The organism is Roseibium algicola, assembly GCF_001999245.1.
In the GTDB taxonomy this organism is placed as follows: Bacteria; Pseudomonadota; Alphaproteobacteria; order Rhizobiales; family Stappiaceae; genus Roseibium; species Roseibium algicola.
On sequence record NZ_CP019630.1, the window covers coordinates 1,939,366 to 1,962,273 of the forward strand.

Here is a 22,908-nt window from a genome sequence, read left to right on the forward strand (position 1 = left end):
GTCGGAGGACCGTTCTTCCCGGCAGGAAGAACGGCCGCAAATTCCCTTAGGCGGGCCCGGTTCAGGCGAGCGCCGGCTGAATTTTCTTGCAGGCCTCGACCAGACCGTCGACGGAAGCGACAGACTTGTCGAAGTTGGCCTTTTCGTCGCCCTGCAGGTCGATCTCGATGATGCGTTCGACGCCATCGGCGCCGATCACGACCGGAACGCCCACATAGGTGTCCTTCAGGCCGTACTGGCCGTCGAGAGCAGCAGCACACGGCAGAACGCGCTTCTTGTCCTTCAGGTAGCTTTCTGCCATTGCGATGGCGGAAGCCGCCGGAGCGTAGAAAGCGGAGCCGGTCTTCAGGAGGCCGACGATCTCCGCGCCGCCATCACGGGTACGCTGGACGATTTCTTCCAGACGCTCGGCAGTGCACCAGCCCATCTTGACCAGGTCGGTGAGCGGGATGCCGGCGACGGTGGAGTAGCGGGTCAGCGGCACCATGGTGTCGCCGTGGCCGCCGAGAACGAATGCGGTCACATCTTCGATGGAGACGTTGAACTCGTCTGCCAGGAAGTAACGGAAACGGGCGCTATCCAATACGCCTGCCATGCCGACAACCTTGTTCTTCGGCAGACCGGAGAACTTCTGCAGGGCCCAGACCATCGCGTCGAGCGGGTTGGTGATGCAGATGACGAATGCGTTCGGGGCATACTTTGCGATGCCGGCGCCAACCTGCTCCATAACCTTCAGGTTGATTTCCAGAAGGTCGTCGCGGCTCATGCCGGGTTTACGCGGAACACCGGCGGTAACGATGACAACGTCCGAGCCTTCGATGGCTTCGTAGCTGTTGGCACCCGCCATTTTGGCATCGAAGCCATCGACCGGGGAGGACTCGGCCAGGTCGAGTGCCTTACCCTGCGGAACACCTTCCGCGATGTCGAAGAGCACGATGTCTCCCAGTTCCTTCAAACCTGCCAGATGTGCGAGCGTGCCGCCGATCTGACCAGAGCCGATCAAGGCAATCTTGTTCCGCGCCATTTCGAAAGTTTCCCTTTACGTAAGATGGAACTCCATGCCATCCTCTGATGACTGAGGATGGCACTACTCCCTTTGATCCGCCCGCGCAACCTCGCCAAAAGAATATTGCGCGATGCCGGACAAATTTTCTCAGATCTTCCCGTCTGCATAATTCACCTATAGGGAATGCAGACCTATGCGTGTACTTGTCGTCTTTCTCCCGCAAGGTACGCCTCGGACCGCATCTCGATCAACCGGGAGGCTGTCCGGTCGAATTCAAAGGCTTCCGTGCCGTCCTCGCCGACGTAAAGATCCTGCGGCTCGGCCTCAGCCGATACCACCAGCTTGATGCCGTTATCGTAAAGCGTATCGATCAGATTGATGAAGCGCTTGGCTTCGTTGCGCCGCGCCTTGGACAGCACGGGCACGTTGTCCAGAAACACCGTGCCGAAAGCATGAGCGATGCGCAGATAATCACTTGCCCCCAACGGCTGCATGCACAGGTCGTCGAAGGTGAATCTGGCCGCTCCAGCCGCGACACAGGGAACGGCGATCTTGCGGCCTTTGTTCTCCAGCTCTTCGGAATGCGGTGTCATGCCGTGCGTCAGCTTGGCAAAGAGCTCATCCATCTGGGCGTTTGCACTCTCGCCCAGAGGCGTGACATAGACCGGCGCACCAGCAAGCTTCTCCAGCCGGTAATCCGTCGGACTGTCCAGATGCAGCACTTCCACCTTGGAGGTCAGCATCTTGATGAAGGGTAGGAACAGCTGGCGGTTAAGCCCGTCCTTGTAGAGGAGAGACGGCTCGACGTTGGACGTGGCGACAACGATGACGCCGCGCTCGAAAAGCTGGGTGAACAGGCGGCCGAGGATCATGGCATCGGCAATGTCGGTCACCGAGAACTCATCAAACAGCAGCAGCCGCGTTTCTTCGGCAATCTGGCTCGCCACGGGCGGGATCGGATCGTCACCCTTGACCTCGCCGCGCTTGTGCGCCTGGCGGTGGGCATGAATGCGCTCGTGCACATCGGTCATGAACTCGTGGAAATGCACACGCCTTTTGCGGCGGATGACCGTTACCTCGTAAAAGAGGTCCATCAGCATCGTCTTGCCGCGCCCGACACCGCCCCACATGTAAAGCCCCTGTACGGAGGCCCAGAGCTGGTTCTTCTTGTTGGCGAACAGCCAGCCAAGTGAACTTTTCTTGGAGGCCAGGCGGGTTTCGGCAAGACGGGTGTTCAGGAGATCGAGCTGGCGCACCGCCTCCCGTTGCACGGGGTCTTCCTTGATCTCACCCGACGCGATGAGCGCGTCGTAGCGGGCGCTCAGGGCGCGGTTGACCGGCAGTTCCATCTTCAAGGGTGCTGCTCCCTCCATGAGAATTCATGGGGTCTTGGACGTATCTATTTGCACGGCGGAATAAGGTCAAAACGTCGCAGATGCAAGTCATGATATGGTTGCATACGATCACACATTCTTACGGATTTGTTTTTCAACCGTTTGAAATTTAAGGATTTCAGACCTCATGTCCATTCCGTTGCTCCCACATAATCCGGACTGGTTTCGCCAGGCTGACCTGCTGATCGACGACCTCGGACATCTTCTGGGAGCAAGGGCCCTGCGCCTGGACCATGTCGGGTCCACGGCCGTCCCTGGGCTGATTGCCAAACCCAAACTTCATATCGATGTAACGCTGGCTTCCGGATTTTCACCGGCTGCACTCAGCAACGATCTCCTGCTGTATGGCTACCATGATCTCGGCGCCCGCTTTCGGGAAGACGAAGTGCAAATGACCCGGCCAGCCGGACCAGGTCCCCGGTCGAAGGAGAGGGAAAATCACGAGCTGATTATCGCGCATCGGCTGTGTCTGTGTGCATCCGATTGCCCCTCACCTGATAAGCGGCGCCAGTTTCGCGACGCCTTGCGCGGCGATGCCAGCCTTGCCGGGCGCTATGCCGCCCTGAAACGGGACCTTGCCCTCATGGCCGGTTCGACCCCCGACTGGGAAATATACAATACCGGCAAGACATCCTTCATCGAAGGCGTGCTCTCAGGGGAAGGTATGCGACTGATCCAGCGATGACGCTCCTTCCGGCCCCGCCATCACTGCCCCCATTGACGGAACACCGCACCCAGCAGCCCGGTTCGCAATTCACTGATAATGGGCAGAAAAACACAGGCCAAGCCTTGAGGAACTCGAAACAGGAAGGCAGCACGCCCTCTGAACAAACAGCGCCCGCAACCGGTGGGAGGGTTACGGGCGCAGGGCACAGGGAGGGGTCCTGTGCGGGAGGAACGCAATCATGAACGCCCAAACGGCTCGGCCTGACTGGACCCGGCCATCATGCCTGTGCCCGGCTGAGCGCAAAAAGCACTCAGACAACACTTAGCGCAGGTAAAGGGCCGTCTTGCGACCGTTCTGGACTTCCTGAAGATAGAGCAGCTGGGCAACCAGATAACACTCGGACTGGTCGTCCAGATTGGCCTTGCGGCCACGACCGTCGGTCAGCAGCCAGGCATTGCCGGACTTGACGACATCGCATTCGATTGGTGCGGCGGCATCGAAACCGGCTTTCTTGAACAGCTCCGTACCGACGCGGCTGCCGGTATCGTCGTCCAGACCCTTCATCGCCATGCGCAGGCTGCGATAGGCCTTGTGAACCGACAAGGTTGCGACGATGGCAGTGACGACTTCGTCGCCTTCCATGGCCGCGAAGCGCACAACGCCGCCTTCCTGCGGAATGATGGAATTGGAACAGGGCGTGCGCTGGACATCGCCAAGCGTGGTCCATTCGGAGCGCAACGTTACGGTTGCAGGCTGACGAAGGGCCGCCATTTCCTTGGTGAGCCGCTTTTCTGCAGTTTTTTGCGGATTCTTGGCGGTCCGATCCATACGGGCGGACACCCCGGCCACGGTTCCGCCGATGCGCAACCGGCGGAAGACGATGACATCGCGCATGAGATCGGTTCGCTCTACCCGCCAGCCGGCATCAAGCCAGGCGTTCTGGTGAACGAGACTGCCGCCGGAATTTGCCCACCATGTCCGGTGTTCCCGGGCGCTCTTGGGCAGCGACGAGCCTATGATATCTTCGACTTCGTTCAGCTTGGCCGCCCAGACAACATCTTCCAGTCGTGCCAAGTGTTCCCGCAGTGGTTCATATTTTGACATTTGCACAGCCTTTCCGGTAGCTATGCAAATATACACCTATAGCGCGAGCTGTCCAGCATAAATACGGAGGGGCCTTAACGGTACAGCGAGATCGGCGATCCGGTAGAGGTCTGACCGTTGAACTGGCCGGAAGCGCTGGAGTAAAGCTGTGCAACGATCAGGCCGGCGCCGTCCTTCAGAACCACCTGATTGCCGCTCAGGTCCCATGCAGAGATCCCGGACAGTACAGGCGAAGCACAACCTCTGGTATTTGCACGGTAGCCGCCGGACCATGTTGTCAGCGTCATGAAGGCCATGCAGTTGTCGCCAGCGGAGGTGATTTTCCAGCCACCCAGAAGGTCTGTCCGGCCAACTTCCTTGGCATCGGCAGGCGCTGCAACCGGGTTGCTGGCCAGGTCGGTCGGCTGAGCCGACGGATCGTTGAGACCGCCAGCCGGCGCGTTGGGATCAAGCGGTGCAAGCTGTCCCGAGCCTACGGGTGTAGTCGGGGTCGCCGGCAGCGGTTCGGCATAATTCCGGCCTCCGGACAATCTCTGGCAACCAGCTGCCAGGACCACCAGGCCGACGATCAAAACAAACTTTCCCGCGCGCATCATGACGAATCAATCCCTCACCTTCGTCCCAATATGGGAGCAACTCTTAGCCCACAATTTGTCGAAAATCCAAAATCCTGAGAATCGACCGTTTTCTGATCGCTCAGGCGACCCGGCTCGAGACGGCCTTGCCTGCTGTTTTTGGCGGCTCCACAAGCCTGTCGATCGCCTCCGCAATCTTCTCGAAATAAGTGGCGCAGGCACCAAAACCATCCGGAAAAGGCGGTTTTGCGGCAATGTTCCACCAATGGCTCGATGTCGTGGTCTTCCACTGCGGCGGCAAGGCCACCGGCGCCTGGTCAGCGAGATAGACGACCCTGTCGGGAATTTCAGCATGCGGCATCAGGAAAATGTCGATCGGCTTGGGCGCAAGCCCTTTGGCATCAATTCCCCGTGCCGACAGTATCCGGCGCACATGCCGGCTCAGTTCCTGGGAAGGAGCCACACCTGCGGAGAACGCCCGCATCAGACCACCTGCCCGAAAATTCAGATAGGCTTCGGCCAGGGGCGACAGCAGGCTGTTGTCCGGACAGACGAACAGAACGGTTGTTTTCGACAAGGGGCATTCCTTCGCGGCTGCAGCCCATGCCAATCACGTCATGGGCGGCCTCCCCCTAGCGCCGGGACGGGAAGACTTTATGACAAACCCGGGGCAACATCGAAAATCATGAGGATATCTTCCACGAGCCTGATAGATATGCGCACAAACGCTCGCGTGCAGCCCGGTGCTCTGCTGCAACCTCATTCCGGGTATTCGCGCGCAAGACCTGCAACACGTTCCTGAGGAGCCCACATGCCCGTCGCCTTCTGGTGTGTCCTTGCCGCCGCCATCCTGCCGCTGCTTTCCGTCTTTCCGGCAAAACTGGACAAGTCCTTCGACAACGCCCGCCCACGTGACCCGGACTATTGGCGAGACGGTTTTCGCGCCCGCGCACAGGGGGCACAGGCGAATGGCTTCGAGGCATTTCCCCTGTTTGCGGTTGCCGTTTTCGTTGGCCTCAACCAGGGCGGCGACCCTCACTGGATCGACAGGCTCGCCGTGCTTTTCGTGTTATTGAGGATCATTTATATCGGCTGCTACTGGGCCGACCGCGCCTCGCCGCGCTCGCTTGCCTGGGCAGCCTCCTTCTTGACATCGCTGGCAATTTTCACCAGTTCCCTATGGAGCTGAGCCGCCGATGGGCGGATTCCGATCCTGAAATTCGTACAACGATCATTTGCACCAAGAGGCTGATTTCGTTAACGATGCATCGGAGTGAGGCAGTAATCTCGTGGGCAGAGGTGCATTGTGCGGACGACCGACCAGACGACAGACACCTTGCCGACGCGCCGTCAGGCCGCGGCACAGAGGCAGATTTCTGAGCAGCATATCGTCGACCTTCTGATTGCCGAACGGGGCAAGCTGGTGATGGCCAGCCCGTGGTGGCCCTTCATCAGACCCTTCGCGCACAAGATCCTTCGCTACAAGTCCGCCGTCGAAATGGCCGACACCATTGCGCAGATGGAAGCGCTGGAGGTTTTTGCCCATTTGAGCGGATTGCTGTCGCTTGACGTCACCACGCTTGGCCTTGAACGGGTTCCGCAGGAAGGCCCCGTCGTTCTGGTGTCCAACCACCCGACCGGCATTGCCGACGGCATCGTACTTTATGATGCGATCAAGTCCCGCCGGAACGATCTTGCGATCTTTGCCAACCGCGATGCCATCCGCATCAACCCGCGCCTTGCCGACATGATCATTCCGGTCGAATGGCGTGCTGACTTCAAGACCCGCGAAAAATCCAAGGAAACGATCAAGCTCGCCTCCTCCGCCTTTGCCAAGGAGCGGGTGGTGGTGCTGTTTCCCTCCGGGCGCCTGGCCTATTGGCACGACGGCAAGCTGACAGAACGGCCCTGGATGACGTCAGCCCTGGCGCTGGCACGCAAGAACAAGGCCCCGATCATTCCCATGCACATGGGCGGGCGCAATTCCGGTCTGTTCTATTTCCTTGCGAGAGTGTCGACCGAATTGCGCGACATGACGGTCTTCAACGAATTGCTCAACAAGGAACATGCCAAGTTCAACGTGCATTTCGGCAAGCCGATCCGCCCGGAAAAACTTGAAGGCGACCTTGGCGATCTGACCGAACAGATGCGCATTCACTGCGCCGAAACGCTGGCGACGGATCCGGACGCCGAGTTCTAGGTGCCAACGCACCGCCTCCACGCGTCTCCTAAGCATCTGATTTTTTGATGCTCTGACCAGGGCCTGCACGTCATCCACAGGCGTGGTTCCGCCTTCATTGCCCTTCTTCCGCGAATAAGACATTGTGCGGGAGAATCAAAGGACCCGTCTCACCCATGCCCGTTTCGCCCGCTGTTGCCGCGGAGGAAGTCATTCCAGTGCAGCATGCCGTTGCTCCGACCGTGCGTCCGGAGCCGAAGCCGCTTGCGGTTCTGCAGAAGGTTTTCGGCTACAGCAGCTTCAGGGGCAAACAGCAGGCGGTGATCGAAACGCTTGTGGACGGCAACGACGCTGTCGTTCTGTTTCCCACCGGCGCAGGCAAGTCGCTCTGTTACCAGATCCCGGCACTGTGCCGGCGTGGGGTTGGCATTGTCGTCTCGCCGCTGATCGCGCTGATGAAAGACCAGGTCGGTGCGCTTCGCGCCGCTGGCGTTCAGGCCGCAGCTCTCAATTCCACGCTGTCACCTGAAGAACAGGACGGCATTCGCAGTGCCCTGCGCCGCGGTGAAATCGACCTGCTCTACGTGACACCGGAGCGGCTGGGCACCGAGAGCTTCCGCAAGTTCCTGGACACGCTGCAGATTGCCCTTTTTGCCATCGATGAAGCGCATTGCGTCAGCCAGTGGGGACATGACTTCCGTCCGGAGTACATGTCGCTGTCCTGTCTGCGCGACCGCTATCCGGGCGTCCCGCGTGTGGCGTTGACCGCGACTGCCGACCCGCACACCCAAAAAGACATTCTGGCCCGCCTGCAGCTGGAAGACGCCGCCGTCTTTTCCACCAGCTTCGACCGGCCCAACATCCGCTACGAGATTGTCGAGCGCACCAACCAGCGCCAGCAGCTGCTGGATTTCCTGAAGAAGCACTCCGGCGAGAGTGGCATCGTCTATTGCCTGTCGCGGGCAAAGGTTGAGGATATCGCCGAATGGCTGACCTCTAAAGGCATCAGGGCCCTGCCCTATCATGCCGGATTGCCCGCGGAACAGCGCTCCGCCAACCAGGATGCGTTTCTGCTGGAAGAAGGGCTGTGCCTGGTGGCGACGGTTGCCTTCGGCATGGGTATCGACAAGCCGGATGTGCGCTATGTCGCGCATCTGGATCTGCCCTCTTCGGTCGAGGCCTATTACCAGGAAACCGGCCGTGCAGGCCGCGACGGCGCTCCCTCCGAAGCCTTCATGGCTTACGGCATGGCCGATCTGGTGCAGCGCCGGCGCATGATTGCCGAGGGCGATGCGCCCGAAGAGGTCAAGCGCGCGGAAAATGCCAAGCTGAACGCGCTTCTCGGCATTTGTGAAACGGCCGGTTGCCGTCGTCAGGCCCTGCTAGCCCATTTCGGCGAGACCTACCCCAAACCCTGTGGCAACTGCGACACCTGCCTGTCCCCGGTGGAGACCTGGGACGGCACGGAAGCTGCCCAAAAGCTGATGTCGGCGATCTATCGTACTGGTCAACGTTTCGGCACGGCGCATGTCATAGATGTGCTTCTGGGCAAGACCAACGAGAAAAGCACCCGCTTCGGCCATGACACGCTGTCGGTTTTCGGAATTGGTCAGGACGTGCCGCAGAAGACCTGGCAGTCGATTGCCCGTCAGCTTGTCGCCGCAGGCTACGTCGATGTCGACCATGCCCAGTTCGGTGCTCTTGTTCTGACGGAAAAGGCCCGGAGCGTCCTGCGCGGTGACGAGAAGCTCGCCTTGCGCAAGGACCGGAGCGCGGCAGGCCTGAAACGGACGAGTTCTTCACGTACGGCCTCCATCGCCGATGAACTGGACCATGAAGACAGGCTGCTGTTTGAACGCTTGCGCAGGCTGCGGACCCAGATTGCCCGCGATCAGGGCGTACCGCCCTATGTAGTGTTCACGGATGCGACGCTGGCCGGGATATCCGCTGCGCGCCCGGTGACCGAAGATGCGCTGCTGGCCGTTTCCGGTGTCGGGCAGTCCAAACTTGAAAAATACGGCGAGGCGTTCCTCGAGCTGGTCGAGGCATTTGAAGCCGGCGTATGACCGCCACGATGGTTGCCGATGAAATCCGGTCAACCGTCCTGCTGCAGGCAGAGTTGATAAACCCCGGCAAGATCCGACAAGGTTTCTTCATCAGGATGGGACAGGAAACTGTCGATGATGTCCCTGAGCGCCAGATGCATGTTCCGGTGCTGGCGCAGACGCCTGTAGGACGAGCCGAGCTTGTAGATCTGTTCGATTTCCTCATGCGAGAAGAGGTCCAGACCCGCAATACCCAGCACGACACCAAGATCAGCATTGGTGCGGCGCGTCAGGTTATGGGCAATCAGGAACCCGAACAGGCCGGTGACAAATCGGTTTTCGAAGCACAGTTCGTCAAAGTCGCGCTCGACCACTTTCAGCACGAGCTTCATGATCGACACGGTGGCAGCTGCCGCAAATTCGGTCGGTGTGTTGGTGTCACAGATCTCCAACCCTGCTGCTTCCAGCATGGCGGCGGTGGATCTTCGAAGGCGGTCTTCCGTCTCGACGGCTCTCAATTCAGAAATAAATTCCGGCTCTGCTGTAACGCGACTTCCAAACAAGCTCAGCATGTTAGCGTCCTTTCAGACGTAAGCCCACTGAAAGTATGTAGTGTACACCTTACCCTACGGCAAATTGATGCCTGAAAATTCGACGAAAATGCTGTTCTTTTGGGCCGTTCCCCGCGGAAACGGCCCATTTTCGAATGTTATGACCCTGCCTTGGGCAACCCCTTGAAGGCTTCGCTGCCCCACACGGCCTTGACCTGCGCATCCCTACCGCACCCTTTCCGGTAGCCCTTGTAGGCGTCGGCGCGGGTGACGTAGCCGAAGCGGGTAAGCGTACGAACCTGGCTCTTGTAATAGGCCTGATGGTAGTCCTCAGCGGGCCAGAAAACGGCCGGAGCCTCGACCGGCGTTACGATCTTGCCGCCGAGTGCCTTTTCCGCCTTCGCGATTTCCGCCCTGGCCTGTTTCGCCTGGGTTTCGTCCAGAGGATAGATGGCGGTGGAATAGGCATGTCCCCGGTCGCAGAATTGACCGCCGGCGTCCGTCACATCGACGGTGCGCAGGAATATCCCGACAAGTTCGGTGTAACTGATCTTGTTCTCGTCGAAATCGACCTTGACGACCTCCCGGTGACCGCCACGATCATAATCCTTGTAGGTAGGGTTCTGGGTCTCCCCGCCGGCATAGCCGGAAACGACATCGCGCACGCCGGGAAGTTTCTCAAGATCGGATTCAACGCACCAGAAGCATCCTCCGGCAAGCACCGCGGTTTCGGCCTGTGCGGTTCCCGGTGGCATCGACGCCACGAGCGCGGCAAAGAAAGTGAGCGGGAGCAGGCGTTTCATGTCAGGTCCTCCAGGGAGCTGGTTGTGGTCGACCTTTCCTAAGGGGGCGCCAACCTGATGATGATGGCGAAACCCCGACCGGAAAGACGACCAGCGCGCTTGGGTTTCGAGCTGTGGTCTTCGACTTTGAAATGCGCCTCATGGGTTGGAAGACCGGAGAAGGCATTTCGAATTCTACCCGAAAGAGGTAACGCGCCCGGCGGCTGAGACAAACTCAACTCCGCTCGCCAAACCAGCACATGCCCGTGAGCCTGGCGTGAGGCCCCTCGTTTCGGACCGCCAAAGCCATGTCCGATCAGGCCGTTCTCAGGCCTCCCAGGTCTTGGCAGCCTCCTCAAAACCGGCGAGTTGCGGTTTGACGACGCAGAACCGGTGACCGCTGGTTGCCTGCATCACTGTCCAGCCGTCCAGTTTCTGAACGATGGTCGCGCCCAGACCTTCAAGCCGGGCAACTTCCTTTTCCGGATCGCCGGTTTCGATATCCAGGTGCACGCGGGAGGGATGCTCGACCGACTGGAGCAGGATGCCGATTTCATCTTCCGTGCCGATCAGACGGCGATAGCGTGGGTTTTTCGGCTCAGCTTCAACAGTGCGCCCGAGCGCACCGGCCCAGAATTCCGCATGGCGGTCGATATCGCCACCTTCACAGTCGATCACCAGATCTCCCAGCCGGCTCTTGTGCATTTTATTCTCCAAATTGAAATCAGGAAACAAAGACTTATTCAGGCAGGTGACAGACCGCCTCGATATTCAGACCATCCGGGTCGAGTACGAAAGCACCGTAGTAATTTTCGTGGTACTGCGGCCGCAGGCCCGGTGCGCCGTTGTCCTTGCCGCCGGCTGCGATCGCAGCCTCGTAGAAGGCATCGACGAGCGCCCGGTTCGAAGCTGCAAAGGCGACATGCACCGGTGTTCCGGGGGCTTTGCCTTCGCCAATCCAGAAGTCCGGCTTGTCCTTGCCGAAACCGCAATAGGCGGGTCCACCCGTCATTTCAGCGGTGACTTCCATCAACACCTTGATGCCAAGTGGCGCCAGGACCTTTTCGTAGAACGCACGAGACGCCGGAAAATCGCTGACCGCAAAACCGATATGATCAAGAATGGACATCACGTCCTCCCACTCACCTCAATAGAACAAAATAAGAACATTCAAGGAGGAATTGCAAGCCTCGTTTTAGAGCTGCGATGCGCTCAACCGGCAAATGCCAAGCAAAATCGGCGGCGCAGCGATGCCACACCGCCGATCGGATTGGCGACATACCGGAATGACAGAATGACCGTCAGACCGCTTCGGCTTGCGGCCTCGTGCCAACCTGTTGTTGCCCGGACCAGTCGATCCGCTGGGTGGCAAACATGGTAACGGCAAGTGACAGGAACCCGATCATCGAACCGATCAGGAGCGCGTAGTCCTGCTCCTGCATGAGCGCATAAAGCACGCCGAATATCGCAGCCAGGACCGCAAGCATCACGCTTCCGGCAAGACGGCTTTTGAGCGAAGTCCCGATATAGAGCGCATTCAGCAGCGTCGCGGCGGCAGCGGCCACAAGATAGGCCAGGCCGTAGCCAACATGCTCTGCAAAGGCGAGCAGCATGACGTAGAAGACGATCAGGGACAGTCCGACCAGACCATACTGGATCCAATGGACCCGCCATCCGGAGCGCATTTCCAGAACGAAGACCGCCAGGAAGGTCAGACTGATGAAGCAGACTGCGTATTTCAACGACCTGGAAATGGTCTGATAGAAATTGACGGGTTCAACGAATTGCACTCCCAGAACCTTGTTTTGCAACGGCATTTGCGGACCGAGCACCAGTTTGGGAATGCCGCGGGCAAGATAGGGGATGGTCCAGGATGCGTTGAAACCGGCATCGCCGATTTCTCGGGCTTCCGGCAGGAATGCGCCGGTGAAGCCGGGATGCGGCCAGTCGGATTGAAGGGATACGCTGGTCGTCTGACCGGCCGGGGCAACATAGAAGGCGGTGGAGCCGTTCAGCTGCATCGGGATGTCGAAAGAAAACCCGTTTCGCCACAAACCCGCAGCGACAGGTGCGTTGATACCGGACGCGTTGATCGTGGCAACAGACCGCCGTATCGGCTCCATGGTCAGTGGCCCGAGCCCAGGCTCGAACGGCACGGAACCACTGTCGTTCAGGACCAGTGTGACCTCGCTTTTCAGCGCTGCGATGTCGCCGATGCCGACCACAAGAACCGCCTTGTCCCCGGCAATGTCGATTTGCCCACCGAACTGCGGCTGAAAGTTTTCGGACGACGTTGCGGCGAACCGGCCCTTCAATGTCACGTCGCCATGATAGACGGGCAGCGAATAGATCGATTTCCTGCGCTCCTGAACGGAGATGTCGCCACGCACATCCAGCTTTTCCGGAAACAGGATGGCAGTGTGCCAGCGAATTTCGGTCTTGGCGTTTTCTCCGGTGGAAACAGTGAAGGTCTCGCTGAACGGAACAACCAGATACGGTCCGTTGATCTCCTGGACGCCACCCCAAGATCGGGCGATGTCCTGAGCGACATCCCGGGCCCTTTCGGCACGTTCTTCCACCAGCACCCAGACGAACAAGCTCGGCACTAGCAGCATCACGGTCAACACTCCGATGATCACGAACTTGACTGCAGGAGACCCAAGAAAAGACGTTCGGCGCACCGGCTGTTCACGGGGTGAGCGGGGCTGCGAAAATTGAGGTCGCTCCTGCGGTTGTTCAACGGTGTCGTTTTCAGTATCGCTTGTCATGCAAATCAACCCTCTGCCAGAAGGATGTCCCGTCAGACGGGCACCCGGTCAACAGGGCGATCATTGAAGACAGAACAGGACACAAAAGGGCGTGGCCGAGCGGCTTTTCAGTATTGTTTGTGCAGTTCCTGTGCAGTGGCTCAAAAGTTGTTGGATTGCTGCCTCATTTTTCCTGTCTATTTCACAACTCGCACTTGTGCGTACCGGCGGCGCAGTGCCAGAATGGCAGAACCCTCGGAATAACCAACAATGCATCCATTAAGCGACATATCTACCGCGGCCGCGCCCGCCTATGCCCGACGTGCGGACTATCTGCCGGCGCTGGTCAAGCGGCTCGATCTCTTCAAGAGTGAAGCGCACCGGTATCTGCTGGTGGCGCATCTGTTTGACGACACAAGGCGCATGATCGATGCGCTGGAAGGGGTCATGGATTTCGATGCAATCATCGGCATCCCGTATTCCTCCGGCAGTGATGTGACACGGCTGAAATGGCAGGCCGTATACGGCGACAAGGTCCAGTGCCCGAAGACCGAGCCAGAATTCAAAGAGGTCCTGGCCAACGCCTTGCAGAAGAGCCTGGATGCCTGCCTGGCCTCCGACCAGAAGCTCGTCATTCAGGAAGTCGGCGGTTATGCCGTCGAATTGCTGCACGAGCGGTTTCAAGATCAGCTGCACCTTGTCGAAGGCGTGGTGGAGATCACCAAGCAAGGCGTGTGGCGGGCCGGGCAGACGCGGCTGCGGGTGCCTGTGCTCCACTGTGCCGACAGCGAGCTGAAGCGCCTGGAAGCGGTACGTTGCGGCGAGACCATTGCCCGGTGCCTGGATGGGCTCATGCGCGATCTCGGCAACTCCCTGGCCGGCCGGCACGCTGCTGTCTTCGGAGCAGGCTGGATCGGGTTCGGCGTGGCCAAGGCCCTGCGCCGGCTGGATGTCATCGTCTCGCTGATCGATGTCGACCCGCTGAAAATCGCAGAAGCAAGGTTGTCAGGTTATCCGGCGACCCTTCATCCCACGGATCTCGAGCAATGCGACCTGGTTGTCGGGGCGGCAGGGCGCTTGTCGATAACCCGGGACGTGTTGCAGCAGCTTCGCAACGGCTGCCTGGTGGCGAGCGCCAGTTCCCGGCGGATCGAAATCGACGTCGATTTTCTGGAACAGTCGCCAGCCTGCGACATTCATCCGTCGATCAAGGCTTTCCAGCTTCCCGGTCAACAGGGGGCGGACAAGCAGATCTGCCTCGTCAACGACGGCTACCCGGCCAATTTCATTCCCGGCTCCGGCAGCGTTGCCGATGAAGTGGTCGAGCTGATCCTCGGCGAACTGATCGTGCTGATGGCCGACCTGACCACCTACACCTACGAACCCGGCATTCACCGCTTGGCGACAGAAGGAGAGGCAGTGTGCACCAAACTCTGGATCGAACAGAGAGACCAGACCTAGCGGATGATGAGCAATCCGAAGTTACTGTCCATTCGCAGTATCTGGTCAAGAAGCTCGCGAACGCCCAGAGAAACCTGTACGGAACGGTGAAGTTCGACATTGTCGCCCGCACCATCCGGGACTGGGCACAAGACCTTGGTCGGCCGCCGCGTATTCTCGATATCGGTTGCTCGACCTCGATTTCGAAAGAATATCTCGCCGACACCGGCCTGGATTTCGACTATTGCGGTGCCGATTATGAAGCGGCGTTCGAACCGGACATCGTGCTGGATGCCACCCGTCTTTCCGAACACCGCGACGACCTTCCCTGGCAACCGGATGTGATCGCCCTTCTGGACGTGCTGGAGCATCTACCAGGCCGTGGGCCGGCGATCGAATCCGTGATGCGTCAATGTGGTGAGGTCATTGCGCCGGGTGGACTGATCCTAGCCGTGGTCCCGCAGCTTTACCGCCTCGACCGGCTGAAGCTGGGCCACCTGCACTACGCCGAGCACCAGGTCCGCATGACCTTGAACGAATGGTCGGAGATCATCGGCCGCGCGGTCACGATCGAGTCGGTGCACGGCATCGGCTATCTCTCGTGCCTGCCCTATCTGCCGATGCTCAGCCCCTGGTACGAGGAAACCAACCGCCACGGGAAACTGTTCCACCACCTGCGCGGCAAGACCTTCGAATGGGGTCCGCTGAAACCCGCTGAAATCGCCCTTACCCGCACGCTTGGTCGTGTTCCCGGGTTCAGGGGCTGGTGCAACAGCTCGCTTCTGGTGTGCCGGGCGAAGGTGTGATGCCGGTGGAGCTTTTCTTGAGAACGCGGTAATCCCGGCACAGCTTCGGCCCGACCAGAACAGGGCACCGGGAAACGCAAAAGCGTTTTCCCGCGTCATTCCGGACAAGGAAGGCGCAGCCGACCGCAGATCCGGAATCCAGAAATATGCTGCGCGAATAGCGCTGCCTTATCTTTCCAGAGTGTTCGCTCCGCTCACGCTGATATCTGGATTCCGGATCGGTGCGCAGCTTCACTGCGCTTGTCCGGAATGACGGTGGCAAGGTCGTTCGGAACCAATACAAAAAAGGCCGCCCCCCGGGACGGCCTTTCGATTTTCTGGCGCCGTGAAACTTACACCCGGCGTTCGACCATCATCTTCTTGATCTCGGCGATCGCCTTGGCCGGGTTCAGACCCTTCGGGCAGGCTTGCGAGCAGTTCATGATGGTGTGGCAGCGATAGAGACGGAAGGGGTCTTCCAGATTGTCCAGACGCTCGCCGGTGGCCTCGTCCCGGCTGTCGATCAGCCAGCGATAGGCCTGCAGAAGGACGGCCGGGCCGAGATAGCGGTCGCCGTTCCACCAATAACTCGGGCAGGACGTGGAACAGCAGGCGCACAGAATGCACTCATACAGGCCATCAAGCTTCACCCGGTCTTCATGCGACTGGCGCCATTCCTTTTCCGGGGCTGGCGATACTGTCTTCAACCACGGCTCGATCGAGCGGTGCTGGGCATAGAAATTGGTCAGATCCGGCACAAGGTCCTTGACCACCGGCATGTGCGGCAGCGGGTAGATCTTGACGACGTCGCCGGCAATCTCGTCCATGCCCTTGGTGCAGGCCAGAGTATTGGTGCCGTCGATGTTCATTGCGCAGGACCCGCAGATACCTTCGCGGCAGGACCGGCGGAAGGTCAGTGTCGGATCGATCTTGTTCTTGATGTAGATGAGGCCGTCGAGCACCATCGGACCGCAATCGTCCGCATTGATGAAATAGGTATCGACGCGCGGGTTGCGGCCATCGTCCGGGTTCCAGCGATAGATGCGGTATTCACGCAGGTTGGTGGCGCCTTCCGGCTTGTCCCACACCTTGCCTTCCGTCACCTGGGAGTTCCGGGGAAGCGTCAGCTGAACCATCTCGTTACTGCTCCGCGTTGGGCCCTTGGTTTCGCGTCCAGGGCCAAATCGTCTTTCGCTCAGGCAGAGAGCTCAAAGACCATGTTGTCATTCGTCTGGCCGGTTACCCCGTAGCCGCGGTTTGCCAGTTCACTCAGGCAATCCTCGGTCCAGTAGGGCCGGCAATTGGTTTCAAGCAGGATCACGCGGGGCCAGAGGCTCCGGTCCGCGTGCCTCAGGAAAGGCAGGACCACACGGTCCTCAAAGCCTTCCACATCAACTTTCAAAACATCGATCCGGGTGAGGCCCTGATCGTCGGCTATGGCCGTCAGCGGACGAACCTTCACGAAGGTCGGTGTCCAGTCGCCAGCCCACTCGCCGGTGGTCAGGTCCTTCACGAAGGTGGCAAAGCCGCAGTTGCTCGGTTCCTGCCACAGTGGCAGCGTATCGTCGCGCGGGCCAACGGCTGAATTGACCACCGTAACGGTGTCCAGGTCGTTTGCACGTACGTTGAAACCGAGCTTCGTTGCCGTCTGCGGGTTGGCCTCGATCGCAACAACCTCCGCGCCGAGACCGGCGGCAAAGATCGAATAGGAGCCGATGTTGGCGCCGATATCGACAAACACCTTGCCCTTGCCCAGATGCGGTTCGATCAGCTTGTGTTCTTCGCGCTCCGGCAGGCGGCCCTTGGCCAGGATCTTGCGGTCGTCATAGTTTTCACCCGGATAGATCCGGAACTTCAGACCGTCGGCTTCCAGGTCGTAGGGGCCCTTGAAGAACCGCGCTACCAGGGAGCGGATACGCTTGCGCAGGCCCTTGGAAAGGTCGTGCCGGTCGGCAAGACGCCAGGCAGCCCGGACCATCCGCTCGGCGGGATATGTGCCGAACGGACTTCTCGTGTCCAAAAGGGTTGCCACCTGGCTCACCGTGCCGTCTCCTTAGTAGACGCGCGCTTTCGGCGCGATCTTCTTCGGATCGATGCCACCCTCTTCAAGGGTGGTCAGCGGATCGAGCACCACCGGACGGTAGTCCAGCTTGACGTTGCCGGCTTCGTCGACCCACGAGAGCGTGTGCTTGCGCCAGTTCTCGTCGTCGCGGCCGGCGAACGGACCGTCCTTGTAGTCCTCGCGGGCATGGGCGCCGCGGCTTTCCTTGCGGGCTTCCGCGCCGTAGACCGTGGTGATGGCGTTGGCCATCAGGTTCTCCAGCTCCAGTGTTTCCACCAGATCGGAGTTCCAGATCAGCGAACGGTCGGAGACCTTGAGGTCCTTCATTTCGCCCCAGATCTCGGTCAGACGCTTGCAGCCCTGCTCCAGGCTTTCCTGGGTCCGGAAGACGGCAGCGTCTTCCTGCATGGCGCGCTGCATCTTGTCGCGAAGATCGGCGGTCGGGATGGAACCGGAAGCGTTCCGCAGCTTGTTGAAGCGGTCCATGATCTTTTCACAGGAAGCTTCGCTCGGCGCCGGAACGGCCGATTTCGGATCGACGACCTCACCAGCCTTGATCGCCGCCGCGCGGCCGAAGACCACAAGGTCGATCAGCGAGTTGGAGCCGAGACGGTTGGCACCGTGCACCGATGCACAGCCGGCTTCACCGACGGCCATCAGGCCTTCCTGGATGCGGTTCGGATTGTTGCCGTCCGCGTTCAGCACTTCGCCCCAGTAGTTGGTCGGAATGCCGCCCATGTTGTAGTGAACGGTCGGCAGGACCGGGATCGGATCCTTGGTCACATCCACGCCGGCGAAGATGCGGGCGCTTTCGGAAATGCCCGGCAGACGTTCGGCCAGCAGAGCCGGATCGAGGTGATCCAGGTGCAGGAAGATGTGGTCCTTGTCCTTGCCGACGCCGCGGCCTTCGCGGATTTCCATGGTCATGCAGCGCGAGACCACGTCACGGGAGGCAAGGTCCTTGGCCGACGGTGCGTAGCGCTCCATGAAGCGTTCGCCCTCGGAGTTGACCAGATAACCGCCTTCACCGCGTGCCCCTTCGGTGATCAGGCAGCCGGAGCCGTAGATGCCGGTCGGGTGGAACTGGACGAATTCCATGTCCTGAAGCGGCAGGCCTGCACGGGCCACCATGCCGCCACCGTCACCGGTGCAGGTGTGGGCGGAGGTTGCCGAGAAGAAGGCGCGGCCGTAACCGCCGGTCGCCAGAACCACCATCTTGGCGGCAAAGCGGTGCATGGTGCCGTCATCAAGGTTCCACGCGATCACGCCCTGGCACACGCCGTCTTCGGACATGATCAGGTCGAGTGCAAAATACTCGATGTAGAATTCGGCATTGTTGCGCAGGGACTGGCCGTACAGCGTGTGCAGGATGGCGTGTCCGGTCCGGTCGGCTGCAGCGCAAGTGCGTTGCACGGGAGGACCTTCGCCGTAGTTCTGCATGTGGCCGCCGAACGGGCGCTGATAGATGCGGCCGTCTTCGGTCCGGGAGAACGGCACACCATAGTGTTCCAGTTCGTAGACCGCCTTCGGCGCTTCACGGGCCAGGTATTCCATGGCGTCGGTGTCACCGAGCCAGTCGGATCCCTTCACCGTGTCGTACATGTGCCATTCCCAGCAGTCCGGCGTCATGTTCTTGAGCGACGCGGCGATGCCGCCCTGGGCAGCAACGGTGTGGGAGCGGGTCGGGAACACCTTGGTGATGCAGGCCGTTCTCAGGCCCTGCTCGGCCATGCCGAGCGTGGCCCGAAGGCCTGCGCCACCGGCGCCGACGACCACCACATCATAGGTGTGGTCGACAAATTCATAGGTCTTGGCCATTCGGGTCAGCCTCCAAAGCCAATCTTGAGCACTGCGAAGACGCAGCCGAAACCGATTAAGGCGCAGAAGAAGGTGTTCGCCATCAACGTGAGGAACTTGATGCCTTCGCCATGCACATAGTCTTCGATGATCACCTGCATGCCGAGCTTCATGTGATAGACGCCGGAGAGGATAACCAGGAGCAGGATGATCGAAACGAGCGGGTTCTTGAGGGTCTCGACCACGTCACCGTGGGAGGAGCCCTGCATCGCGATCACCAGGATCACGAAGAACGAGATCAGGAACACGTTGGCGACAGCGGTCAGACGCTGCTTCCAGAAGTGATCGGTGCCTTCCTTGGCAGATCCAAGGCCGCGTACCTTGTTCAGGGGTGTGCGCATATCTGTCATGACACTCTCCTTAGCGAATCGCGTAGCCGATGATCCAGAGGATCAGCGTGACGGCAACGGACCCGATGATGGTCGCCTTGGCGAGCCACTCGCGCGCTTCCTTGCCGAAGCCCGCACCCATGTCCCAGATGAAGTGGCGCAGGCCGCCGAGCATGTGATGCACAAGCGCCCAGGTGAAGCCGAACAGGATCAGACGGCCGATGATCGAGCCGTAGATGCCGTTGACGAAATCGAAGTAGCTGGGGCCCGCCGCAGCGGCGATCAGCCACCAGGCCAGCAGGACAGTGCCGAAATAGAGCGCCGCGCCAGTGATGCGGTGCAGAATCGACATGACCATCGTCAGAATGAGCTTGTAAATCTGAAGATGGGGCGACAGCGGGCGGTTGCCCCGCAGATCGGCGTTCGACATGGAATTCCTCTCCCGTACGACGCTAGAGCGAAATGCGCTTAAGATGACCCGTTTGAACCTGGTTCCGACCCCGGACGAACCGGCGCAGCCTTCTGGCCAAACGACCCAACCTCAACTCACCTCACCCCAGTTTACGTTTACGCAAACGTAAGCAAATCAAAGCGTTGTCTAGGTGCGTAATAGCGCCAACGCTTCAAAAGGTCAAAATATCCTATAGGCCTAATTGCAAGGAAACTACTTCTATATCGTTTAAATTCATCCGGTGACAGAAAGTGACCTAAACGTGAGCCCCTTCGCCCCCGTGGGGAACGCCGAACACCGACCAGCCGGTTTTGTGAGCAAAATGCTCCATTGCTTCCGTGCCCAGCTTGGAATTGCCGTACTTGTTGAGACCCGGCGACCAGACGGCGATCGACGCCCGGCTTGGCGAAATCACGAGAATGCCGCCGCCGACACCACTTTTGCCCGGCATGCCGACACGAAAGGCGAAATCGCCCGAACCGTCGTAATGGCCACAAGTCATCATGAGGGCATTGATCCGCCTCCGGCGCTCGATCGAAACAAGGCCCGGCATCCGGGGCGCATCCACCAGAAAGCGGCCGGCAAGCGCAAGCTGCCGGCAGGACATTTCAATGGCGCATTGATGGCAGTAGGTGCCAAGCACCTTGTCGACGGAAGCCCGCAGGTTGCCGTAGGACGCCAGATAATGGGCAAGCGAGAAATTGCGGTGTCCGGTGGCGAGTTCCGACTTCGCGACCTTCTCGTTCATGTGGATGCTGTCGTCGTCGCAGGCGGCGCGAATAAAGCGCAGCAATTCGCCCAGAGCTTCCCGTGGCGTTGATCCGGCCAGATAGGTATCCGTCGTCACCAGCGCACCGGCATTAATGAACGGATTGCGGGGAATGCCATCTTCCCGCTCCAGAAGCAGGATCGAATCGAAGGAAAGCCCGGAGGGTTCGCGCCCAACCCTGTACCAGAGCTGATCTCCGACCCGGCCGAGCGCCAGAGCAAGGGCAAAAATCTTGGAGACGGACTGGATGGAGAACGGCACATCGGCATTGCCGGCTGTGAATACCCTGCCATCGGCCAGGGCGACGGCTATGCCGAACTGGTTGGGATCGATGCCTGCCAGTTCGGGAATATAGGTCGCGACATTGCCTTTGTCGGGATTGGCCGCAGCGGCTTCCGCGATTTCCGTCAGCAATTCCTGCATGTGCTCCTCCGGTTCGGAGGGGCACTTGGTCAGATTGCCATGGGATATGCAAGTGTCGGGTGACGTGACGCCATCCTGGCAGCCTCAATTGCCGGGCGTGGTCTCCAGCCCCGCAAGAGCAAGACAGTCTTCAGGCGCGCGCCACATTCTGCCGCTGCGCTGCCAGCAGCTTGAAAAGATGCAGCATGAAGATGGTCGCAAAGATCGGCGTCACCAGGTTGAGAATCGGCACGGCAAGCAAGCCGGCGATGATGAGACCACCGAGAAAAACGGTTCCGCCCCGCGCCTTGCGGAATGCCTTCGCCTCGGCCGCCGGAAGGAAACGCATGGCGGCGAATTCGAAGAATTCCCGGCCGAGCAGGTAACCGTTCACGATGAAGAAGGCGACCAGATTGACACCGGGCACAAGCAGCAGCACCAGGGCAAACAGGTTGCCCAAAATCACGACGCCGGTGAACTTTATGGTCTGCACGATCGACTGCGACAGCGGCAGTGCGCGGCCCGGCTGGTCGTGCGGATAGTCTTTCTTGTCGACGATATCCGCGATTTCGTCCTGAAAGAGGCCGGCGAAAAGCGCTGAAATAGGCGCAATCAGGAAGCCGAGTACGAATATTGCGCCAATGCCCGTCAGAACGGATATCGCCGTGTCCATCCAGGCATAAGGCAGCGCGACGAAGGCCGCGATCACGCCCTGAAGGGCGATCCAGATGACCACAAGCACGCCAAGTGTAAAGCCAAGCATCTTCCAGAAAATTGCCCGGAACGGCGGTTCGAACACCTCGGACATGGCGCGGGAAGCAGCTTGGAACATGACACCTTCAAATTTCTCGTGAACGACCGCCTCGACATAAGTGCAGCGCCGATCATGTGCAAGCCCGCGGACGATAGGCGACTGAAAACTAAACTTATTGTTGTGCGAACCCGTTTCTGAAACTAGCATTTGTTAAACGGTTGTTCGTTGCCGGTACTTTACACCCCAGGTTCGGACCGCACGATGCTGCATCTTCATTTCGCCCCCGACACCGACATCACCAAGGGACTGGCACCCGAAGCCCTGAAAATGTTCCAGTTCGAGTGGAACATCTATCACAAGCTGGTGCGTGCCAACGAAATGCACCACCGGGAAATCGGCCAGCTCTTGCGCGACGAGATCGGCAGACGTTTTGACAGGCCTTTCGCTTTTCTGGATCTGGCCTGCGGCGACGCCAGTCTTGCGCAGACGGTGCTTCAGGACAGCAAGGTCGCGACCTACGAGGGCCTCGACCTGTCACGCCCGGCGCTGCAATGCGCCGCCCGGGTGATGAAAGACGTTCCGCATGATGTGGAACTTGCCGAAGAGGACATGGTGGAAGGCATCGTGAGCCGTCCGGCCAGCGCCAACTTCATCTGGTGCGGTTATTCCATCCATCATCTTCAGCGCGCGCAAAAACAGAAAATGCTGTCAGCGATCCGCAACGCACTCAAGCCGGGTGGCGTCTTCGTCTGCGCGGAGCCTGTGTGCCTGCCCGGCGAAACACGAGCCGATTATACACGCCGCTGGCAGAAAGAACTGCGCCACCGGTTTCGTTCACTTACCGACGCCGAATATGACCACCTCTGGCAACACATCAGCACGCACGACTTTCCCGAGACCCCGGAAGATTGGTTGGCGATGGGCGAGACAGCTGGTTTTACATCGAGCCGGGAGATCTTCCGGTTTCCCGGCGATCTGTTTTGCGCCGCGTTTTTGTATGAGAAGTGAG

24 protein-coding genes are annotated in these 22,908 nt (G+C 59.6%); 7 read left to right on the top strand and 17 right to left on the bottom strand.

The window, feature by feature from the left end:
• Nucleotides 1-61: 61 nt before the first annotated feature.
• Nucleotides 62-1,024: a malate dehydrogenase gene (gene mdh / locus B0E33_RS09060; protein WP_022999018.1), complete on the bottom strand. Its 963-nt coding sequence runs from the start codon at nt 1,022-1,024 to the stop codon at nt 62-64.
• A gap of 173 nt (nt 1,025-1,197) precedes the next feature.
• Nucleotides 1,198-2,355, bottom strand: coding sequence for a cell division protein ZapE (gene zapE / locus B0E33_RS09065; protein WP_031268680.1), 1,158 nt, complete (start codon nt 2,353-2,355; stop codon nt 1,198-1,200).
• A 172-nt stretch (nt 2,356-2,527) separates the two neighbouring features.
• On the opposite strand from zapE, the gene B0E33_RS09070 reads away from it, so the two are divergent.
• Nucleotides 2,528-3,085 (top strand): GrpB family protein, encoded by a 558-nt coding sequence (locus B0E33_RS09070; RefSeq protein WP_077291002.1) that lies wholly within the window; start codon nt 2,528-2,530, stop codon nt 3,083-3,085.
• A 303-nt stretch (nt 3,086-3,388) separates the two neighbouring features.
• On the opposite strand, the gene B0E33_RS09075 is transcribed toward B0E33_RS09070, so the two are convergent.
• The 3 genes from B0E33_RS09075 to B0E33_RS09085 form a co-directional block, all read right to left on the bottom strand.
• Nucleotides 3,389-4,171 carry a DUF7662 domain-containing protein gene (locus B0E33_RS09075; protein WP_022999021.1) on the bottom strand — a complete coding sequence of 261 codons (783 nt, stop codon included), beginning with the start codon at nt 4,169-4,171 and terminating at the stop codon, nt 3,389-3,391.
• A gap of 74 nt (nt 4,172-4,245) precedes the next feature.
• Complete coding sequence (locus B0E33_RS09080; protein ID WP_077291003.1) at nt 4,246-4,767, bottom strand: protease inhibitor Inh/omp19 family protein; 522 nt, start codon at nt 4,765-4,767, stop codon at nt 4,246-4,248.
• 100 nt (nt 4,768-4,867) lie between these two features.
• Nucleotides 4,868-5,323 carry an arsenate-mycothiol transferase ArsC gene (locus B0E33_RS09085; RefSeq protein WP_208997789.1) on the bottom strand — a complete coding sequence of 152 codons (456 nt, stop codon included), beginning with the start codon at nt 5,321-5,323 and terminating at the stop codon, nt 4,868-4,870.
• 234 nt (nt 5,324-5,557) lie between these two features.
• Here B0E33_RS09085 and B0E33_RS09090 point away from each other — a divergent pair, with 234 nt between their 5' ends.
• From B0E33_RS09090 to recQ, 3 genes are all read left to right on the top strand, one after another.
• A complete protein-coding gene (locus B0E33_RS09090) occupies nt 5,558-5,935 on the top strand; it encodes an MAPEG family protein (protein ID WP_022999024.1) in 378 nt (125 codons plus the stop codon).
• 117 nt (nt 5,936-6,052) lie between these two features.
• Nucleotides 6,053-6,946, top strand: coding sequence for a GNAT family N-acetyltransferase (locus tag B0E33_RS09095; protein ID WP_022999025.1), 894 nt, complete (start codon nt 6,053-6,055; stop codon nt 6,944-6,946).
• A gap of 155 nt (nt 6,947-7,101) precedes the next feature.
• Nucleotides 7,102-8,991 (top strand): DNA helicase RecQ, encoded by a 1,890-nt coding sequence (recQ, locus tag B0E33_RS09100; protein WP_022999026.1) that lies wholly within the window; start codon nt 7,102-7,104, stop codon nt 8,989-8,991.
• A 29-nt stretch (nt 8,992-9,020) separates the two neighbouring features.
• Here recQ and B0E33_RS09105 read toward each other — a convergent pair whose 3' ends face one another.
• The 5 genes from B0E33_RS09105 to creD form a co-directional block, all read right to left on the bottom strand.
• The gene (locus B0E33_RS09105) at nt 9,021-9,542 is read right to left on the bottom strand and encodes a hypothetical protein (RefSeq protein ID WP_022999027.1); all 522 of its coding nucleotides are present in this window, start codon (nt 9,540-9,542) and stop codon (nt 9,021-9,023) included.
• 137 nt (nt 9,543-9,679) lie between these two features.
• On the bottom strand, nt 9,680-10,324 hold the full coding sequence (gene msrA, locus B0E33_RS09110; protein WP_077291005.1) for a peptide-methionine (S)-S-oxide reductase MsrA: 645 nt from the start codon (nt 10,322-10,324) through the stop codon (nt 9,680-9,682).
• A gap of 306 nt (nt 10,325-10,630) precedes the next feature.
• Nucleotides 10,631-11,008 (bottom strand): VOC family protein, encoded by a 378-nt coding sequence (locus tag B0E33_RS09115; RefSeq protein WP_077291006.1) that lies wholly within the window; start codon nt 11,006-11,008, stop codon nt 10,631-10,633.
• 34 nt (nt 11,009-11,042) lie between these two features.
• Complete coding sequence (locus B0E33_RS09120; protein ID WP_077293203.1) at nt 11,043-11,426, bottom strand: VOC family protein; 384 nt, start codon at nt 11,424-11,426, stop codon at nt 11,043-11,045.
• Between the two features lie 178 nt (nt 11,427-11,604).
• The gene (gene creD, locus B0E33_RS09125; RefSeq protein ID WP_077291007.1) at nt 11,605-13,071 is read right to left on the bottom strand and encodes a cell envelope integrity protein CreD; all 1,467 of its coding nucleotides are present in this window, start codon (nt 13,069-13,071) and stop codon (nt 11,605-11,607) included.
• Between the two features lie 249 nt (nt 13,072-13,320).
• Here creD and B0E33_RS09130 point away from each other — a divergent pair, with 249 nt between their 5' ends.
• Nucleotides 13,321-14,511 carry a Rossmann-fold NAD(P)-binding domain-containing protein gene (locus B0E33_RS09130; RefSeq protein WP_077291008.1) on the top strand — a complete coding sequence of 397 codons (1,191 nt, stop codon included), beginning with the start codon at nt 13,321-13,323 and terminating at the stop codon, nt 14,509-14,511.
• Entirely contained in the window at nt 14,472-15,296 is an 825-nt protein-coding gene (locus B0E33_RS09135; RefSeq protein WP_208997790.1) for a class I SAM-dependent methyltransferase, read from the top strand. The genes B0E33_RS09130 and B0E33_RS09135 overlap by 40 nt, the downstream gene beginning before the upstream one ends.
• Nucleotides 15,297-15,628: 332 nt before the next feature.
• On the opposite strand, the gene B0E33_RS09140 is transcribed toward B0E33_RS09135, so the two are convergent.
• The 7 genes from B0E33_RS09140 to B0E33_RS09170 all read right to left on the bottom strand — a co-directional run bounded on the left by B0E33_RS09140 (nt 15,629) and on the right by B0E33_RS09170 (nt 21,977).
• Nucleotides 15,629-16,411, bottom strand: a complete 783-nt coding sequence (locus B0E33_RS09140; RefSeq protein WP_031268685.1) for a succinate dehydrogenase iron-sulfur subunit — start codon at nt 16,409-16,411, stop codon at nt 15,629-15,631.
• 59 nt (nt 16,412-16,470) lie between these two features.
• The gene (locus B0E33_RS09145; RefSeq protein WP_031268686.1) at nt 16,471-17,316 is read right to left on the bottom strand and encodes an FkbM family methyltransferase; all 846 of its coding nucleotides are present in this window, start codon (nt 17,314-17,316) and stop codon (nt 16,471-16,473) included.
• 12 nt (nt 17,317-17,328) lie between these two features.
• Nucleotides 17,329-19,155, bottom strand: a complete 1,827-nt coding sequence (sdhA, locus tag B0E33_RS09150) for a succinate dehydrogenase flavoprotein subunit (RefSeq protein ID WP_077291009.1) — start codon at nt 19,153-19,155, stop codon at nt 17,329-17,331.
• A gap of 5 nt (nt 19,156-19,160) precedes the next feature.
• Nucleotides 19,161-19,544, bottom strand: a complete 384-nt coding sequence (gene sdhD / locus B0E33_RS09155) for a succinate dehydrogenase, hydrophobic membrane anchor protein (protein ID WP_077291010.1) — start codon at nt 19,542-19,544, stop codon at nt 19,161-19,163.
• Between the two features lie 10 nt (nt 19,545-19,554).
• Nucleotides 19,555-19,953 (bottom strand): succinate dehydrogenase, cytochrome b556 subunit, encoded by a 399-nt coding sequence (gene sdhC / locus B0E33_RS09160; protein ID WP_077291011.1) that lies wholly within the window; start codon nt 19,951-19,953, stop codon nt 19,555-19,557.
• A gap of 277 nt (nt 19,954-20,230) precedes the next feature.
• Nucleotides 20,231-21,166 (bottom strand): glutaminase, encoded by a 936-nt coding sequence (locus B0E33_RS09165; RefSeq protein WP_022999040.1) that lies wholly within the window; start codon nt 21,164-21,166, stop codon nt 20,231-20,233.
• A gap of 130 nt (nt 21,167-21,296) precedes the next feature.
• Entirely contained in the window at nt 21,297-21,977 is a 681-nt protein-coding gene (locus B0E33_RS09170; protein WP_022999041.1) for a sulfate transporter family protein, read from the bottom strand.
• 183 nt (nt 21,978-22,160) lie between these two features.
• Between B0E33_RS09170 and B0E33_RS09175 the strand changes: the two genes are divergently transcribed.
• Complete coding sequence (locus B0E33_RS09175) at nt 22,161-22,907, top strand: class I SAM-dependent methyltransferase (protein WP_156912366.1); 747 nt, start codon at nt 22,161-22,163, stop codon at nt 22,905-22,907.
• Nucleotide 22,908: the final 1 nt, after the last annotated feature.

Excerpts from the sequence above, each read along its gene's own strand:
- sdhC (WP_077291011.1), bottom strand. The coding sequence starts at position 19,953 with ATGTCGAACGCCGATCTGCGGGGCAACCGCCCGCTGTCGCCCCATCTT.
- B0E33_RS09170 (WP_022999041.1), bottom strand. The coding sequence starts at position 21,977 with ATGTTCCAAGCTGCTTCCCGCGCCATGTCCGAGGTGTTCGAACCGCCG.
- B0E33_RS09165 (WP_022999040.1), bottom strand. The coding sequence starts at position 21,166 with ATGCAGGAATTGCTGACGGAAATCGCGGAAGCCGCTGCGGCCAATCCC.
- B0E33_RS09070 (WP_077291002.1), top strand. The coding sequence starts at position 2,528 with ATGTCCATTCCGTTGCTCCCACATAATCCGGACTGGTTTCGCCAGGCT.
- sdhD (WP_077291010.1), bottom strand. The coding sequence starts at position 19,544 with ATGACAGATATGCGCACACCCCTGAACAAGGTACGCGGCCTTGGATCT.
- B0E33_RS09090 (WP_022999024.1), top strand. The coding sequence starts at position 5,558 with ATGCCCGTCGCCTTCTGGTGTGTCCTTGCCGCCGCCATCCTGCCGCTG.
- recQ (WP_022999026.1), top strand. The coding sequence starts at position 7,102 with ATGCCCGTTTCGCCCGCTGTTGCCGCGGAGGAAGTCATTCCAGTGCAG.
- B0E33_RS09115 (WP_077291006.1), bottom strand. The coding sequence starts at position 11,008 with ATGCACAAGAGCCGGCTGGGAGATCTGGTGATCGACTGTGAAGGTGGC.
- msrA (WP_077291005.1), bottom strand. The coding sequence starts at position 10,324 with ATGAAACGCCTGCTCCCGCTCACTTTCTTTGCCGCGCTCGTGGCGTCG.
- creD (WP_077291007.1), bottom strand. The coding sequence starts at position 13,071 with ATGACAAGCGATACTGAAAACGACACCGTTGAACAACCGCAGGAGCGA.
- B0E33_RS09175 (WP_156912366.1), top strand. The coding sequence starts at position 22,161 with ATGCTGCATCTTCATTTCGCCCCCGACACCGACATCACCAAGGGACTG.
- B0E33_RS09105 (WP_022999027.1), bottom strand. The coding sequence starts at position 9,542 with ATGCTGAGCTTGTTTGGAAGTCGCGTTACAGCAGAGCCGGAATTTATT.
- B0E33_RS09140 (WP_031268685.1), bottom strand. The coding sequence starts at position 16,411 with ATGGTTCAGCTGACGCTTCCCCGGAACTCCCAGGTGACGGAAGGCAAG.
- B0E33_RS09075 (WP_022999021.1), bottom strand. The coding sequence starts at position 4,171 with ATGTCAAAATATGAACCACTGCGGGAACACTTGGCACGACTGGAAGAT.
- sdhA (WP_077291009.1), bottom strand. The coding sequence starts at position 19,155 with ATGGCCAAGACCTATGAATTTGTCGACCACACCTATGATGTGGTGGTC.
- mdh (WP_022999018.1), bottom strand. The coding sequence starts at position 1,024 with ATGGCGCGGAACAAGATTGCCTTGATCGGCTCTGGTCAGATCGGCGGC.
- zapE (WP_031268680.1), bottom strand. The coding sequence starts at position 2,355 with ATGGAACTGCCGGTCAACCGCGCCCTGAGCGCCCGCTACGACGCGCTC.
- B0E33_RS09080 (WP_077291003.1), bottom strand. The coding sequence starts at position 4,767 with ATGATGCGCGCGGGAAAGTTTGTTTTGATCGTCGGCCTGGTGGTCCTG.
- B0E33_RS09130 (WP_077291008.1), top strand. The coding sequence starts at position 13,321 with ATGCATCCATTAAGCGACATATCTACCGCGGCCGCGCCCGCCTATGCC.